Consider the following 15,263-nt stretch of genomic DNA (forward strand, 5'->3'; position numbering starts at 1 on the left):
CAGCGAGTAACCACCGATCAAGCCGGGTAATGACCCGGCACCGACGGGAGGGGTACGCATGGACGCGCGGCTCGAAGCGCTGGCCGAAGCACACGGGGTGGCCACCTGGTACGAGAACTACCAGCGCCGCCGCACCGAGGTGGCCCCGGAGTCGGTGATCGGGGTGCTGGGCCTGCTCGGCGTGGACGCCACCGACCCGGCAGCCGCACCACCGGCCCCCCGCACGGTGCAGCCCGGCACCATCGTGCTGCGCGAGGGGCAGAGCCGCGACCTGCCCGCCCCCGCCGAGCTCACCCTGGAGGACGGCACCACCCGGACCGTCGACCGGCTGGCGGACCTGCCGCTGGGCTGGCACCGGCTCGGCGACGCCACCACCGTCGTGGTGGTCCCGGCCGAGCTGCCGAAACCGCCGGTGACCTGGGGCTGGATGGTGCAGCTCTACGCCCTGCACTCGGCCGACTCGTGGGGCATCGGCGACCTCGGCGACCTGCGCTCGTTCGTGGCCCGGTGCGGGGACGCCGGGCTGGTGCTGCTGAACCCGCTGCACGCGATCACGCCGGTGCCGCCGGTCGCGGCGTCCCCGTACTCGCCGTCCAGCCGGCGCTTCGCCAACCCGATCTACCTGCGGATCTCCGACACGGCCGAGTACCAGCGGGCGGACCGGTCCGTACAGCAGAAGATCGACGCCTTGAGACCGGCGGCCGGTGAGCTGATCGACTACACCGCGGTCTGGACCGCCAAGCTGGCCGCCCTGGAACTGCTCTGGCCGCTCGCCGAACCGGTCGACCTGGACATCGACCCCGGGCTGACCGACTTCGCCCGGTTCTGCGCGCTCGCCGAGATCCACGGCCCGGACTGGCACGCGTGGCCGGCCGAGCTGCGCCACCCGGACAACCCCGAGGTGCGCGCCTTCCGGAGCGACCGGATCGCCTTCCACGCCTGGATCCAGCGCCTGGTCGAGCAGCAGCTGGACGCCGCCCGGGAGGCGGCCGCCGGGATGCCGGTCGGCATCGTGCACGACCTCGCGGTCGGCATCGACCCGTCCGGCGCGGACGGCTGGCTGCTGCAGGACGTGCTCGCCCCGGGCGTCCGGGCCGGCGCGCCGCCGGACGCGTTCAACCAGCTCGGCCAGGACTGGGGGCTGGCCGCCTGGCGCCCGGACACGCTGATCGCGACCGGCTACGCGGCCTACCGCGACATGCTCCGCCGGATCTTCCGGCACGCCGGCGGCCTGCGGGTGGACCACGTCGCCGGGCTCTGGCGGCTCTGGTGGGTGCCACCGGGGATGGGCCCGGCCGAGGGTACCTACGTGCAGTACGACCCGGAGGCGATGCTCGGCATCCTGGCGCTGGAGGCGCACCGGGCCGGCGCCGTGGTGATCGGCGAGGACCTGGGCACCGTGCTGCCGGAGATGACCGAGACGCTGGAACGGATGAACATGCTCGGCTCGTCCGTGCTCTGGTTCGTCCGGGACTGGGACACCGGCGAGTTCCGGCCCGCCGCCGACTACCGCCGCAACGCGCTGGCCAGCATCTCCACCCACGACCTGCCGACCGCGGCCGGATTCCTGGCCGGCGAGCAGGTCGAGGTCCGGGCCGAGCTGGGCCAGCTGGCCGGCACCGTCGAGGAGGAACGGGCCACCTGGCAGGCGGACAAGGCCGCGCTGCTGGAGCTGCTGCGGGCCGAGGGGCTGCTCACCTCGGAGCGGACCGAGGACGTCGTCGTCGCGATGCACGAGTTCCTGGCCCGCACCCCGTGCCGGCTGGTCACCGCCTCGCTCTACGACGTGCTGCTGGAGAAGCGGCAGCCGAACCTGCCGGGCACCTTCGACGAATACCCGAACTGGCGGATCCCGCTCGGCCCCGATCTCGACGGCGTCGTCAATGACCCGCTGTTCCGCAAGGTTGCCGGAATTCTGGGTAAGCGGAACAGCGAAGTGGACGAATTAGCGAAGGGAACCGCACGATGAGCTTCCTCGACAAGGCCAAGGACTTCGCCGACGAGCACGACAAGCAGGTGGACCAGGGCCTGGAGAAGGCCGGCGACCAGGTCGACGAGCGCACCGGCAACAAGTACTCGGAGCAGGTCGACCGGGGCGTCGACGAGGCGCAGAAGCGGACCGGGGCCGGCGACACCCAGCCCTAAGCACAGAGCCCGCCCTCCCTGGGGGCAGCCCCCGCTGACAGTGTGCACCCCGGCGGACAGCCGCCACGGCCACCCTGTGGACAACGCCTCGCTGTGGAAATCTCCCGGCGGGGCGCCCACGGCGTCACATGCGGCCGGTGGCGGCGCGGGGCGGACCGGAGCGGGACATCTCGGTACGCCAAGCGAACCCGCACGACACGCCGCGCCACGGCCCGGAGCAGGCCGGGACCTCGCGGTACCGCCCAGCGAACCCGCACGACACGCGCCACGGCCCGGAGCGGGCCGGGACATCGCGGGCCGCCTGCCACAGCACCCCAAGTCGTACCGAAAAAAGATCCGCAAGGGTGTGCGGCGACAGACTCTGGTCATACGTTGAGCGGCTCCGGCGGCGGGTCGTCGTCCAGGGCATAGAGCATCGGGTGCAACGGCAGGTAGGTGTCCGGCTGCCGGCAGGACGCCGGGGGCAGCAGCGACGAGCGGTGCTCCGGGTGCTCCTGGCAGTGCCGCACGGCCCGCAGGACCGCGTCCGGGTGGTGCCGGCCGCCGCCGTACTCCCCGCAGCTCTCGCAGTCCCACCGCCAGAACGGGAGACCCTCCTCGGAGGTGTGCCGGCGGATCCTCAGCGGCGGCCCGGCGCGATGCCGGGCCGCGTGCAGGATCGCCGGCATCTCCCGGGCCGGCGGCGGGCCGGGCGGGCGCCGCTGCCCCCCGATGAGCTCGGCCAACACGTTGCTGGTCACCGTCACCTCCGTACGTAAGATGTCGGTGACAGTGTGAAACAGCGGCCTTGCGCCCTATATGGGTTTTGTGAAATTAAGACCGTTTCTAGCGAGCCGTGACCAGGCCCAGCGAGGACGCCGCGACGCCCGGGAAGACCGTGGACAGGTCGCCGACCCCGCACCGGGCGCGCAGGATCTCGCCGATCACCGCTCGGTAGTCGGTGGTCACCGCCAGGTCGCCGTCGCGCAGCTGGGCGGCGCCCAGGCCCGGCCAGGTCCCGTAGACCCGGCCGCCGCGCACCCCGCCGCCGAGTACGAACATCGCGTTGCCGTACCCGTGGTCGAGCCCGGCGGACCCGTTCTGGGTGACCCGCCGGCCGAACTCGCTGATCGTGATCACGGTGACCCGGCGCAGCCCGTCGGCGCCCAGGTCGGTGGCGAACGCGGCGAGCGCGGCGGCCAGCTTGGCCAGCTGGTCGTGCATCCGCCGGCCGGGCGCCGCGATGCCCACGTTCTCGTGCATGTCCCAGTCGCCGGAGTCCACGGTCGCGGTCATCAGCCCGGCGTCCGCCTTGATCAGCCGGGCCACGTCGCGCAGCGCCGCGCCCAGCTCGGTGTCCGGGTAGGCCGCGCCGTTGGCCGGGGTGTACCCGGCCGCCCGCAGCTCCCGGCCCCGCTCCAGCGCGCCGGTCAGCTGCCCGGCGGTCTGCGCCAGCGCCGGCGGCGCGTCCCGGTAGAGGGCCGCCATCGTGGCCGCGACCGGCTTGGTCGCGTCGTCGCCGGTCAGCGCGAGCCCGTCGATCGAGGTGAGGCTCAGGTGCGGCACCGGGCCGGCGAGCACCCGGGCCGGCCGGGCGGTGCCCATCGCGATCGCGTCGAACGGGTCGTGCGCGCCGAACGAGCCGAGCATCCGGCTCAGCCAGCCGGTCCGCACCGAGGTGCCCGGCGCGGCCCGCTCCAGCTCCTCCATCGCGGAGAAGTGCGACCGGTTCGGGGCCGGCTGCCCGACCGCGTGCACCGCGGCCAGCGAGCCCGCGGTCCAGTGGGGCAGCAGCGGCGCCAGCGCCGGGTGCAGCCCGAAGAAGGTCCCGCCGCCGATCAGTTGCGCCTTCGGCACCCCGATGGTCGGCCGGGCGGCATAGTAGGCCGGGTCGCCGGCCGGCACCACCGCGGACAGCCCGTCGAACCCGCCGCGCAGCGAGAGCAGCACCAGCACGTCGCCGGAGTACGCCGGGTCGGCGGCGAACGCCAGCTGGGTGTCGAGCTGCGAGCCGGCCAGCCCGGCGAGCGCGCCCAGCGCGGTCGTCTTGAGGAACCGGCGGCGGCCCTTGTCACAACAGGTCACAGTCTTCACCTCAGTGCGAAGTTCGGCGAGTTCAGCAGCATCGTCATCAGGTACGGGTACAACCAGCCAACCGCGGGATCGTTGGACTTCAGTTGCGAGGCCGGTGTCTTGCCGTAGAAGGCGGCCAGCGCGGCGGTCTGGTCCGGCCCGAGCCGGACCCCGAGCAGCCGCTCCGCGGTCGCGTCGATCAGCGCCCCGTAGGTCGCCGGCCGGGCGCCGATCATCCCGGTCAGCAGGTCGGCCGGCTTGACCAGGTCGGCCGGCCAGTACCCGGCGGCGATCGACAGGTGGAAGTTCCACCGGACCAGCAGCCCGGACGGCGAGGCCCAGGCGGCGGCCACGTCCGGGTAGCCGTTCGGCGGCCCCCAGTACATCGGCGCCTGCCCGGCGTTGCGGGCCATCCAGTAGAGGCTCTCGAAGGTCTTGGTGCCGCTGGGCGGCGGGCCGTAGCCGAGGACCCGCACGGTGGCGGCCAGATCCTCCAGCGGCGTCCGGGTCTTGGCGCCGACCGAGGCGGCGAACTCCGCGGAGGTGAACAGCGCGCGCAGCACCGGGACGATCGCCGAGCGGTGGTCCAGGTAGACCTTGACCAGCTCGGTGACCAGGCCGGCCGGCGGCTCGTCGGCGACGAACCGGACGCACAGCTTGGTGACGATCCGGCGGGCGGTCGACGGGTGCAGGGCCAGGTAGTCGAGGAAGGCCAGGGCGGCCGACTCGCCACCGGTGGTGGTCGCGTTGTCGTGGCGGAAGCCGAGGATCCGGACCGGGCCGGCCACGTGGTTCGCCGCGTCGTACCGGTACGCCCCGGTCGCGTTGTCCACGGTCAGCCCGGTGAGCAGCTTCGCCGCGTCCTTGACGTCGGACTCGGTGTACTCCAGGCCGACGGTGTGCAGCTCCAGCAGCTCCCGGCCGTAGTTCTCGTTCGGCGCCAGCCGGGTGGAGAACCGGTTGTCCAGGTAGGTGAGCATCGCCGGGTGCCGGGCCGAACTCTTGAGCAGGTCGGCGAAGGTGCCGAGGGCGTGCTTGCGGAGCACCGTCCGGTCGTAGTCGGTACGGCTGTCCCAGACGTCGCCGAACGGGCAGGTGACGTTGAGGTGGTTGGCCCAGAAGTCCACCATCACCTCGAACAGCTGCCGCTCGCTCCAGATCGCCCGGGCCGGGGCGGCGAAGCTGAGCTGCCACATCGGGGTCCAGTCGTACTGCTTGAGCTGCCCGGCGGCGACCTTGGCGCGGATCTCCGCGATGCTCAGCCCGCTCAGCGGCAGCCGGGCGAGCAGCTGGTCGGCGACCGGGTCGGCGATCGAGGCCGGGTTCAGCTGCCGGTCCAGCCAGGCGTCCGCGCCCAGCCGGCGGATCTCGGCGATCGAGGCCGGGCTGGGCCCGTAGGTGGCCCGGCGCAGCAGGTGCAGCAGCGGGTCGGCGGGCAGCAGGCCGGCCGCCGGATCGAGGTCGAGGTCGTCGACGAACTCGACGCCGGGCTCGACGGTGGTGTGGAAGGTGGAGTCGGCGCGGGCGGGCGTACCCGTGGCAAGCACGGCGGCGGCACCGGCCGCGGCCGCGCCGCCGATCGCGGTCCGCCGGTGCAGGGTCTGCTCGAAAACCGTCACGGAGCAAACGTCGGAAGTTTCCCGCGCCACCATCGGCTTCCCGCCGCGGTGCTACCGAGCTGCTCCCCGGACAATGGTCGGATGGCACAGCGCAGGGCGGCACGACGACGGGTGGAGACGGTCGCCTCGGGCGTCGCCGAGCTGGTTCCGGACCCGGACCGGGACACCGCGTTCACCCTGCTGCTGGACGGCGCCCCGCAGTCACACGTGGACCTGGCCGACCCGACGTACCTGCAGTTCGAGTACGTCCGGCGGATCGCCGCGGCGATCGACCTGGCCGCCCCGCCGGGCCGGCCGCTGCGTGCGCTGCACCTGGGCGGCGGCGCGCTCACCCTGCCGCGCTACCTGGCGGTCACCCGGCCCGGCTCGGCGCAGCGGGTGGTGGAGATCGACGGCCCGCTGGTCGAGCTGGTCCGCCGGGAGCTGCCGCTCCCGGAGCGGGCGAACATCCGGGTCCGGGTGGGCGACGCCCGCGAGGCGGTGACCGGCATGCGGGACTCCGGGTACGACGTGGTGGTCCTGGACGTCTTCGCCGGCGCCCGCACCCCGGCGCACCTGGCCTCGGTCGAGTTCATCGAGCAGGTGGCCCGGGTGCTCGCCCCGGACGGCTGGCTGGTCGCCAACATCGCCGACGGCCCGCCGCTGCGGCACGCCCGCGCCCAGGTGGCCACGATCCGCGCGGTGCTGCCCGAGGCGTGCCTGGTCGCCGACGCCGCGGTGCTGCGCGGCCGCCGGTTCGGCAACGTGGTGGTGCTCGCCGGCCGGACCCCGCCGCCGGTGGCCGAGCTGACCCGGCGGGCGGCCGGCGACTGGTTCCCCGGACGGGTAGAGACGGACCTCGATCGGTTCGCGGCCGGAGCGGCCCCTGTCCCGGATGCGACAGCAATCCCGTCACCGGCACCCCCGGCTACCCTTTTCGGTAACCGAAAGTAGTGGTTTAATCGGCCGAAGGTGCATCGGTCATCACTGTCCGGTGTCATTTTCGGAAGTCCCGGTGTGATTCACGTCGGGTCACTGGCGACCCCGGGCGGGAGAAGGCTGTAATCGTTTCGGCCGCGTTCACCGACCGCGGCGTGAACAGGGAAGGCAACCATGTTCCACCAGCACTTCCTGTCCGCACCGGGCACCGACCTCGGACCGCTGGACAGCGGCGAGCGGGTGTTGTGGCGTGGCCGCTGCGCGGTCGCCGAGTACGCGTTCGACGAGGCGTCGTCGCTGCCACGATGGACCCTGCCGGAAGGCGCCGAGGTCCTGGTCACCGACCGCCGGGTTCGCTATACGTATGCGGACGAGAGCACGCTGAGTAACGGCGAACTGTTCTGGCTGTGGCCCCAGCACCTGCGCGTGCAGCCGGGCAACCGGGATGTCGGCCGGACCGCCACGGTCACCCAGATCCAGCTGGTCTGCAACGGCCCGGAGGGCAGCTACCCGGCCCTGGTGTTCGCCGGCGGCGACCTGGCCACGGTCGGCGACGCGGACCGCCTGGCGAACGTGTTGCGGCAGGCGATCGCCCGGTTCCGGGTGGAGAACGCCGCCGAGATCGGGGTGGCGCCGGCCCACGCGCGGATGCTGTCCCGGCAGGTGATCGGCCCCGAGTTCACCAATTACCAGGGCGGCGAGGGGCAGACGGTGACGCTGCTCGGCGCGGTCCCGGTGCCGGCCCCGGAGCCGGCGGAGCCGGTCTACGTCGAGGCCGTCTACGAGGAGCCGATCTACGAGGAGCCGATCTACGAGGAGCCGGTGTACCAGGAGCCGGTCTACGAGGAGGTGCCGACCTCGGGTTCGCGCGCCTACGCGGACCGGCCCGGCCGGGACGCCGACGCCGAGCGTGCCGAGCAGGCCCTGCGCGCCGAGCGAGACTCCCGCTACGCGGAGCCGGACCTGGCCTCCCGGGCGTCGAGCCTGGCCGCCCGGGTCGCCAGCCTGGTCTCCGGCGACGGCGGGGACAGCCGGTTCACCAACCTGTCCGCTTACCTGAACGGCGCCGACGAGCCGCACTCACGCCGCTGACCGCTCCGGTCGCACGAAACAGCGGCCGGCCGCGACCCGCTCGTCGTGCACCCGGTGTGCCCGGTCCAGCAGCTCCCGCAGGTCGGTGTGCCGCTGGACCCGGTCCTGGTACTTCTCCGGCAGCCCGTTCAGGTGTGCCTCGTCGCCGAGCAGCTGGTGGTACAGCTCGTCGCAGTACTCCGGATCGGTCTCCACGTCGAGGAACTCGGTGGCCCGGCGGCGGGCGCCGGCCACGTAGGTCCGGGCCCGGCCTTTCGGGCTGAGCACCGACGCCACCACGGTGATGAGCAGCACCCCGACGATGATGCCGAGCGAGGCCAGGGTCGGGATCTCGGTCACCCCGATCGGCTCGCCGTCGTTGATGAACGGCACGTTGTTCTGGTGCATGGCGTGCAGCACCAGCTTGACGCCGATCAGCGCGAGCACCGCGGCCAGCCCGTAGGACAGGTAGACCAGCCGGTCCAGCAGGCCGTCGATCAGGAAGTACAGCTGCCGGAGGCCGAGCAGCGAGAACGCGGTCGCGGTGAAGACCAGGTAGACGTTCTGGGTGAGGCCGAAGATGGCCGGGATCGAGTCCAGCGCGAACAGGATGTCGGTGCCGCCGATCGCCACCATGACCAGCAGCATCGGGGTCAGCACCCGCTTGCCGTCGCGGTAGGTGACCAGCTTGTCCCCGTCGTAGGTGTCCGAGGTGCGCAGCACCCGCCGGGCCACCCGGATCACGATGTTGTCCGGCGCCTCGTCGCTGTCGTCGCCGTGCCCGCGCACCAGGTTGCCCGCGGTGACCAGCAGGATCGCCCCGAACAGGTAGAAGATCCAGGCGAACGAGTTGATCAGCGCGGCGCCCAGGAAGATGAACGCGGTCCGGGCCACCAGCGACACCGCGATCCCGACCAGCAGCACCTTCTGCTGGTCGGCCCGGGGCACCTTGAAGCTACCGAGCAGCAGCAGGAAGACGAACAGGTTGTCGACCGAGAGCGCCTCCTCGGTGACATATCCGGCGAAGTACTCGGTGCCCATCGTGGCCCCGCCGAACACCCAGACCCCGGCGCCGAACAGGATCGCGATCGACACGTAGATCGAGGTCCACAGTGCCGCCTCGCGCAACCGCGGCACGTGCGCACGCCGGACATGGAAGAAGAAGTCGAACAGCAGCAGACCGATGATCCCGAGAACCGTCAGCAGCCACACCATGCCGGACACATGCCCCATCGGTCCAGCTTAGAGCCGATCGGTGTCGGTCACTGCGGAGCGCAGCTGTGATCTGGTCAGAAACAGCGCCCCGGTCAGGTCCGCGCCGCGCAGATCGGCGCCGCGCAGATCCGCACCGGTGAAGTCGGCCCGGCGCAGGTCGGCACCGCTCAGGTCGGCGCCGATCAGCAGCGCGCCCCGGAGACTGGCGCCGCGCAGATCCGCCCCGCGGAACCGGCGGCCGATCAGATCAGCGCCACTGTGGTCCGGGCGGCGGCCACCGGTCGCCGCCCTGGCCAGCTCGCTGGCCTTGCGCAACAACGGCACCACCGATTTCCGGTACGCCTCGACGTCCAGCCCGCGCAGCGCCTCCGGCGCCCCGCCGGCCGCCGCGTCGATCTCGTCCCGGGCGGCCCGCAGTTTCGGGTGCAGCCGCCGGGCCTCGTCCAGCTTCAGCGCCTCGCCGAGCAGCCAGAGCAGCTCGTGCAGCTGACGCATGATCGGCAGGGCGGCGAACATCGGGCCGGCGATCTCCGGGGCGCTCCGCCAGTCCCGCCCGCCGAAGGTCTCCTGGGTGATCCGCTGCCCGGCCCCGAAGCAGTCGAACACCACGCACCCGCGGAAGCCGCGCTCGGGCAGCTGCTCGTGGATCCGGCAGCGGAAGTCGCCGCCCAGGTTCCGGCACGGCTGCCCGGCCGGCTTGTTGATCGCGAAATCCGACGACTTGGCGAAGGCCGGCGCCACGCAGCAGAGTCCCGCGCACCGCGTGCAGTCGGCTTCCAGCACCGGCAGTTCCTGCTTTTCCATAGGCCGGCAAGTGTCCCGCACCGGCCCCGCCGCGAGGAAATCGGATCCCCGGAAACGACCCTGACCAGTACGTACGATCGGTTGATGCACCGACTACGGAAAGTAATCATCGGGCTGAGCGGCGCCGCCGGCCTGCTCGGCGCGACGCTGCCGGCGCCGGCCGTCGCCGCCCAGGTGCCGACCTTCAACCGGATCCCGGTGGCCGACGGCTTCGACGACCAGAACCCGATCACGCTGTCCGGCACCGCGCAGGCCGGTGACACCGTCACGCTCTACGAAGAGGCGTACATCTACGGCGTCGGCCACAGCAAGGCCGAACTGGCCCAGCACCCGGCGAACGACTACAGCAAGGCGGAGACCTCGCCGGGCGTCTGGCCGGCGCTGACCGTCAAGGCGGACAGCACCGGTCACTGGAGCATCAAGCGGCCGCTGGACTCCGGGCACGTGATGATGGTCGGCACCGACGACGGGTACTCCAACCGGCGGTTCGCCGCGGTCCGGGTGCAGCCCGACCTGTCGGTGACCGCGACCGGGGACAACGCGGTCAGTTTCACGGTGACCGTGAACCCGGGCGAGCCCACCCTGCCGGTGACCGTCCAGCGGTACACCAGCGGCGGCTGGACCAGGGTCGCCTCCGGGACGATCGGCGCGGACCCGATCCAGTACACCGGCTCGGCCACCGGCCAGCCGGGCGGCACCCCGACCTACCGCGCCTGGGTCAGCGACAGCGCGCACCCGGACTGGGCCGACCCGGAGAACTTCGTGATCGCCAACTACTCGGCGAACGTCAAGGTCAGCGTGCCGGGCACGGCCGGGTCCGCGCCGGCCCCGACGGCGGCCAACCCGGTGCCGAACCCGACCTGGACGGACCCGGACACGGCGAGCACACCGAGCACCCCGCCGCCCGCGCCGAGCACCCCGGCGGCCGGCTCGGTCCGGTTCACCAAGATCCAGTACAACGCGCCGGGCCGGGACACCCGGACCAACACCAGCATCGCCGGCGAGTACTTCCGGCTGACCAACAAGACGTCCAAGACGGTCACGCTGACCGGCTGGACGGTCCGCGACCGGGCCGGGAACACCTACAAGTTCAGCACCTACGGCCTGGGCGCCGGCAAGAGCGTGACGGTCCGCACCGGCAAGGGCAAGAACAGCACGTACACCCGGTACTGGGGCCGGACGTACCACGTCTGGAACAACACCGGGGACTCGGCGACGCTGCGGACCGGCGGCAACAAGACGATCGACTCCTGCACGTGGAGCTCGGCCGGCAAGGGTCACACCAGCTGCTGACACCCCATCAAGATCATCTCTTTCGGTACGGGCGGCGCGTCCCGTTTAAGATCCACGCCGGATGCGCCGTCCCCGACCGGCAGGAGCGACCGATGGAGACCGGGCCCCTACCCGTGCACTACAGCCGCCGCGAGGCGCTCCGGCACAGCGCCGCCGACCCGCGCGGCCTGCCGCCCGGCGCCCGCCGTCCGGAGCCCGGCGCGGACCCGGCGACCGTCCCGGTGATCCTGGTGCACGGCACCAACGGCCGATCGGCCAGCGACTGGTTCACCCTGGCGCCGCTGCTGGCCAATGAGGGCCGCACGGTCTACCCGTTCGACTGGCGGCGGGCCCGGCCGGGCGCCGAGGTCAGCGCCACCCACCGGCACGCCGAGGAGCTGGCCGCCTTCATCACGTCGACCGGCGCCACCCGGGTCGACGTGGTCGGCCACTCGTGGGGCGCGGTGCTCGCCCACTACCTGGTCCGCTGCCTGCCCGGCGAGCCGGCGGCCGGCGCGGTCCGGTCGCTGGTCGGGCTGGCCCCCACCTACGGCGGGACCACGCTGCACGGGCTGCTCCGCCGCCCGCACCGGCTCCCCGGCCGGCTGCGGCACTGGCTGGACGCGAAGATCCCGACCTGGCGGGAGCAGCTGCCCGGCTCGGCGGTGCTCCGGGCGATCCAGGCCGCTCCCCCGGCGCCCGGCACCCGGTTCACCACGATCGTCACCCGGTACGACCAGATGGTGACCCCGTACACCGCGTCGCTGACCGCGCTGCCCGGGGCCACCCCGATCGTGCTCCAGCAGCACGCCCGCCGGGCCGTGGTCGGGCACCTCGGCATCCTGCACCACCCGGTGGCGCTGACCCAGGTGGTGCGGGCGCTGGACCCGGCCTGATCAATAGGTCCACTTCTGCAGCGCGTTGCCGTTGCAGGTGTTCAGCTGCAGCGCCGCGTTGTTCGCGGTGGACGCCGCGGCCAGGCACAGCGTGGTCCCGCCGAGCGGCCGGATCGTCCCGTCAGCGCCGAACTGCCAGGTCTGCGCCACCGTGTTGTTGCAGGTGTAGGCCCAGATCTTCTGCCCGTTGACGAACTTGCGGGACGGCACGTCGAGGCAGTTGCCGATCACCCGCAGGGTCTGGTCGCCGGGCAGCCGGACCAGCGCCTGCGCCTTGGTGCCGTTGCAGGTGTACGACTGCAGGTAGGTGCCCGGCGCGGTCTTCGACGACGGCACGTCCACGCACTTCGCGGCGCTGTTGTTCCTCACCGGGGTGAGCAGCGGGTTCGGCCCCTTGGCGACCTGCACCATCTTGGCCACCGACGGGACGCCGTTCGCGTCGATCACGAAGAGCATGTAGTAGCCGGGCGGGGCCACCCCGCCGTTCGGCGGGCCGGTGACGGTCAGCGTGGTGCCCGAGGTGGTGAACTTCAGCGGCACGTAGCGCTGGCCCTGGTCCACGGCGTGGGTCACGTCGCCGAGGCCGACCAGGGCGACCTTCCGGATGCCGGCCGCCTCCGGCGAGGTGATGGTGAAATTCGTGTTGATCGGTACGCCGGTCGGCGCGGTGGCGATCGTCGGCCGGGCCGCGAGGTCCCCGCTGCCGTCCTTCTTGTAGAGGTACGGCGGAGTGAAGTACTCGACGTTCTTCTCCAGGTAGCCGACCGTCATGCAGCGGCCGCAGACCCCGCCGCCCCCGGTCATCACCCGGCCGTCCGGCAGCAGGATGGCGGTCGAGTGGTACTGCCGGATCCGGCTCGCGCTGCTCAGCTGGGTCCACTGGCCGGTCGCCGGGTTCCACAGCTCGGCTGCCGTCGCGGCGTGGTTCAGATCCACCAGCGGCGAGGTGGCCGCACTGGTCAGACCGCCGGTGGCGAGCACCGTGCCGTCGGCCAGCAGGGTCGCGTTCAGGTGCCGGCGGCCGGTCGACAGGGATCCGGTGGCGGCCACACCCGGGGTCAGCCCGGTGGTGCTGTTCATCACCACCGCGGTCTTCGTCGGTACGTTCGCGGCGCCGCCCTCGGTCAGGTTGCCGCCGCCGACCACCAGCGTCTTGCCGATGTCGTAGGTGGAGAAGCTGCCGTACTCCCGGTTCAGCGCGTCCCGGGTGCCGGTCGCGGTGATCAGCCCGTCCCCGACCGTGGTGATCGTGTAGCCGGTCGGGTACGGCCCGAGCAGCCCGAGCTGGGCGTCCGGGCGGGAGGCGAGATAGGGGTAGATCCGGGCGTCGTACTTGGTGAAGTTCTTCAGCGGGCGGACCGCGCCGTTCGCCTGGTAGACCTCGGCGGTCGCCGGGCCACCGCCGATGATCACCTCTTCGCCGTTCGCCATCTCGGCCACCGACGGGTACCACCGGGCGCCGGCCATGTCGTTGCCGCGGGTCCACGTCTCGGTCTGCCAGTTGAAGACGTGGGTGTGCACGGTGCCGTCCAGCTCCTCGTTGGCGTTCCCGCCGGCCACCAGGATGTTGCCGTTCGGCAGGTGGGCGAAGCCGGCGCAGAAGATGTTGGAGCCCTGCAGGTCGACCCGCTTCGAGGTGTTGTCCACCGGGTTCCAGACCATGGCCCGGGTGAAGTTGTGCTCCGGGTAGGACTCGGCCGCGTCGTCGCCGACCGAGTCCCAGATCAGCACCTTGCCGTTCGGCAGCATCGCCTGGAAGACCGGGACCACCGGGGTGTCGACCACCGCGCCCCACCCACCGGACACCGCCGGGTCGGCGGCCACCTTGGCCCGCTGCCGCACCGTGCCCGGGCGCACCCCGGTCGCCTGCTCGATCCGCTTCGCGTTCGCCGCGGTCCGCTTCTCGATCTCCGACATCGGCGTGCCGACCAGGTCGTCCGCCATGTGCTCCCGCGAGTCGTCCAGCCCCCGAGCATGCGCGTGCCCTTGGTCATGGGCCTGCTGAGCAGCTCCAGCCGCACCGCCCTCCGCCGCACCACCCGCGACGCTCGCTACGGCACCGCCCGCAGCGCCTTCCGCCGCACTGCCCGCGACGCCCTCCGCCGCACCACCCGTGACGCCCGCTACGGCACCGCCCGCAGCGCCTTCCGCCGCACTGCCCGCGGCGGCTGCCGGTGCGGGGCCACCGGCGGCGGTGGCCGGGTCGGCCGCGGTGGCGCCGAAGCCGAACAGGAGAAGCGCGGACAGCACCCCGGAAGCAATGTAGCCATGGCGAGCGCGCATGCCAGAGTCCCTTCGCCGAATTCGGACAGCGGCTGCCGCCGGCGGCGCACGGACCCCATTTCATCCCGGCCACCCGGCCGGTTTCCGAACCCGCTCCCGCGGGCCGCACGTCACCCCATCCGCATCGGGATGCCGCAGGTCGCGGCCGCGACGATCGGATTGTCACGCTCCGAAATGGACTACCGAACCATCACCTATGGACGCCCCCGCCTCCTATCGCCAGTCCGGCAACCTTAGACCTTCATTAAGGCGTCCTTCAATGCCCGATCAGGTGGTACCCACACCTCCACAGCCGCAATCCGGGTAATAGGTACCGATCGAACGCCTCTGTCGGTAACAACTCGGTCACACAATTAACAACCCGCCCGCCGCCCCACCTCAACAAAAGATCCACAATGGCAAGACACCCGCGATTATCCGGGTCGGCGTGGAAAAGATCCGCACTTACGAACCCCACTCCCGGTCAATACCAAGACCGAGTAGCCATCACCCTCCGGGCCCACCGCCACCGACTTGCCGCCGCACTCGCAGCCCACCGTCGTCGACTCGGCACCGCGCCGGCGCCCGCCCTCACCGGCTTCTGCACCGCGCCAGCAGCCCGCCCTCACCGGCTTCTGTACCGCGCCGCCAGCCGCCCTGGATCCGGCTCACGACCACCCCGTTGACGCCTGCGGCCCCCGCGAAAGCACCACCATGCCGACGCCAGGCTCTGCCACCAGGTGGATCGACCACCCTTGGCCCACCGCCACCATGGCCGGGAAGTCATCGCGCGTCCCGGCCCACCGCCGCCACTGGAGTGCTTGGCCACTCAAGGCCCACAGCCACCATCGGGTTGCTCGGCCACTCAAGGCCACCGCCACCACCGGGTTGCTCGGCCACCCAAGGCCCATCGCCACCACCGGATTGCTCGGCCACCCAAGGCCCACCGCCACCACCGGATTGCTCGGCCACTCAAGGCCCACAGCCACCAGGACCGGGCCGACCCGCC

At 72.1% G+C, this 15,263-nt stretch carries 11 protein-coding genes and 1 pseudogene; 6 read left to right on the top strand and 6 right to left on the bottom strand.

What is annotated here, in order from left to right:
• Positions 1–58: 58 nt before the first annotated feature.
• Positions 59–1,969 (top strand): 4-alpha-glucanotransferase, encoded by a 1,911-nt coding sequence (malQ, locus tag BJY16_RS03775; RefSeq protein WP_185037728.1) that lies wholly within the window; start codon positions 59–61, stop codon positions 1,967–1,969.
• Positions 1,966–2,145 carry an antitoxin gene (locus tag BJY16_RS03780; RefSeq protein WP_185037729.1) on the top strand — a complete coding sequence of 60 codons (180 nt, stop codon included), beginning with the start codon at positions 1,966–1,968 and terminating at the stop codon, positions 2,143–2,145. Before malQ ends, BJY16_RS03780 begins: the two co-directional genes overlap by 4 nt.
• Positions 2,146–2,510: 365 nt before the next feature.
• Here the strand turns inward: BJY16_RS03780 and BJY16_RS03785 are convergent, their stop codons facing one another.
• The 3 genes from BJY16_RS03785 to BJY16_RS03795 all read right to left on the bottom strand — a co-directional run bounded on the left by BJY16_RS03785 (position 2,511) and on the right by BJY16_RS03795 (position 5,816).
• A complete protein-coding gene (locus BJY16_RS03785; RefSeq protein ID WP_185037730.1) occupies positions 2,511–2,885 on the bottom strand; it encodes a hypothetical protein in 375 nt (124 codons plus the stop codon).
• 85 nt (positions 2,886–2,970) lie between these two features.
• Positions 2,971–4,218, bottom strand: a complete 1,248-nt coding sequence (locus BJY16_RS03790; RefSeq protein WP_311775288.1) for a DUF1501 domain-containing protein — start codon at positions 4,216–4,218, stop codon at positions 2,971–2,973.
• A complete protein-coding gene (locus BJY16_RS03795; protein WP_239177640.1) occupies positions 4,215–5,816 on the bottom strand; it encodes a DUF1800 domain-containing protein in 1,602 nt (533 codons plus the stop codon). The genes BJY16_RS03790 and BJY16_RS03795 overlap by 4 nt, the downstream gene beginning before the upstream one ends.
• An 81-nt stretch (positions 5,817–5,897) precedes the next feature.
• Between BJY16_RS03795 and BJY16_RS03800 the strand changes: the two genes are divergently transcribed.
• Both BJY16_RS03800 and BJY16_RS03805 read left to right on the top strand, forming a co-directional pair.
• Positions 5,898–6,749, top strand: coding sequence for a spermidine synthase (locus tag BJY16_RS03800; protein ID WP_185037732.1), 852 nt, complete (start codon positions 5,898–5,900; stop codon positions 6,747–6,749).
• A 159-nt stretch (positions 6,750–6,908) separates the two neighbouring features.
• Positions 6,909–7,826, top strand: a complete 918-nt coding sequence (locus BJY16_RS03805; RefSeq protein WP_185037733.1) for a translation initiation factor 2 — start codon at positions 6,909–6,911, stop codon at positions 7,824–7,826.
• 231 nt (positions 7,827–8,057) lie between these two features.
• Here BJY16_RS03805 and BJY16_RS03810 read toward each other — a convergent pair.
• Together BJY16_RS03810 and BJY16_RS03815 are read right to left on the bottom strand one after the other, a co-directional pair.
• Positions 8,058–9,038: pseudogene (locus BJY16_RS03810) on the bottom strand (TerC family protein); the annotation flags it as partial.
• Between the two features lie 9 nt (positions 9,039–9,047).
• Positions 9,048–9,824 (bottom strand): pentapeptide repeat-containing protein, encoded by a 777-nt coding sequence (locus BJY16_RS03815; RefSeq protein ID WP_185037735.1) that lies wholly within the window; start codon positions 9,822–9,824, stop codon positions 9,048–9,050.
• 84 nt (positions 9,825–9,908) lie between these two features.
• Here BJY16_RS03815 and BJY16_RS46885 point away from each other — a divergent pair, with 84 nt between their 5' ends.
• Together BJY16_RS46885 and BJY16_RS03825 are read left to right on the top strand one after the other, a co-directional pair.
• The gene (locus BJY16_RS46885; RefSeq protein ID WP_239177638.1) at positions 9,909–11,117 is read left to right on the top strand and encodes a lamin tail domain-containing protein; all 1,209 of its coding nucleotides are present in this window, start codon (positions 9,909–9,911) and stop codon (positions 11,115–11,117) included.
• A gap of 92 nt (positions 11,118–11,209) precedes the next feature.
• Positions 11,210–11,992 carry an alpha/beta fold hydrolase gene (locus BJY16_RS03825; RefSeq protein ID WP_185037736.1) on the top strand — a complete coding sequence of 261 codons (783 nt, stop codon included), beginning with the start codon at positions 11,210–11,212 and terminating at the stop codon, positions 11,990–11,992.
• Here BJY16_RS03825 and BJY16_RS03830 read toward each other — a convergent pair whose 3' ends face one another.
• Entirely contained in the window at positions 11,993–13,936 is a 1,944-nt protein-coding gene (locus tag BJY16_RS03830) for a galactose oxidase-like domain-containing protein (protein WP_185037737.1), read from the bottom strand.
• Between the last annotated feature and the right edge of the window lie 1,327 nt (positions 13,937–15,263).

This window comes from Actinoplanes octamycinicus, from assembly GCF_014205225.1.
Taxonomy (GTDB): Bacteria; Actinomycetota; Actinomycetes; order Mycobacteriales; family Micromonosporaceae; genus Actinoplanes; species Actinoplanes octamycinicus.

Excerpts from the sequence above, each read along its gene's own strand:
- BJY16_RS03800 (WP_185037732.1), top strand. The coding sequence starts at position 5,898 with ATGGCACAGCGCAGGGCGGCACGACGACGGGTGGAGACGGTCGCCTCG.
- BJY16_RS03805 (WP_185037733.1), top strand. The coding sequence starts at position 6,909 with ATGTTCCACCAGCACTTCCTGTCCGCACCGGGCACCGACCTCGGACCG.
- BJY16_RS46885 (WP_239177638.1), top strand. The coding sequence starts at position 9,909 with ATGCACCGACTACGGAAAGTAATCATCGGGCTGAGCGGCGCCGCCGGC.
- malQ (WP_185037728.1), top strand. The coding sequence starts at position 59 with ATGGACGCGCGGCTCGAAGCGCTGGCCGAAGCACACGGGGTGGCCACC.
- BJY16_RS03825 (WP_185037736.1), top strand. The coding sequence starts at position 11,210 with ATGGAGACCGGGCCCCTACCCGTGCACTACAGCCGCCGCGAGGCGCTC.
- BJY16_RS03830 (WP_185037737.1), bottom strand. The coding sequence starts at position 13,936 with ATGGCGGACGACCTGGTCGGCACGCCGATGTCGGAGATCGAGAAGCGG.
- BJY16_RS03780 (WP_185037729.1), top strand. The coding sequence starts at position 1,966 with ATGAGCTTCCTCGACAAGGCCAAGGACTTCGCCGACGAGCACGACAAG.
- BJY16_RS03815 (WP_185037735.1), bottom strand. The coding sequence starts at position 9,824 with ATGGAAAAGCAGGAACTGCCGGTGCTGGAAGCCGACTGCACGCGGTGC.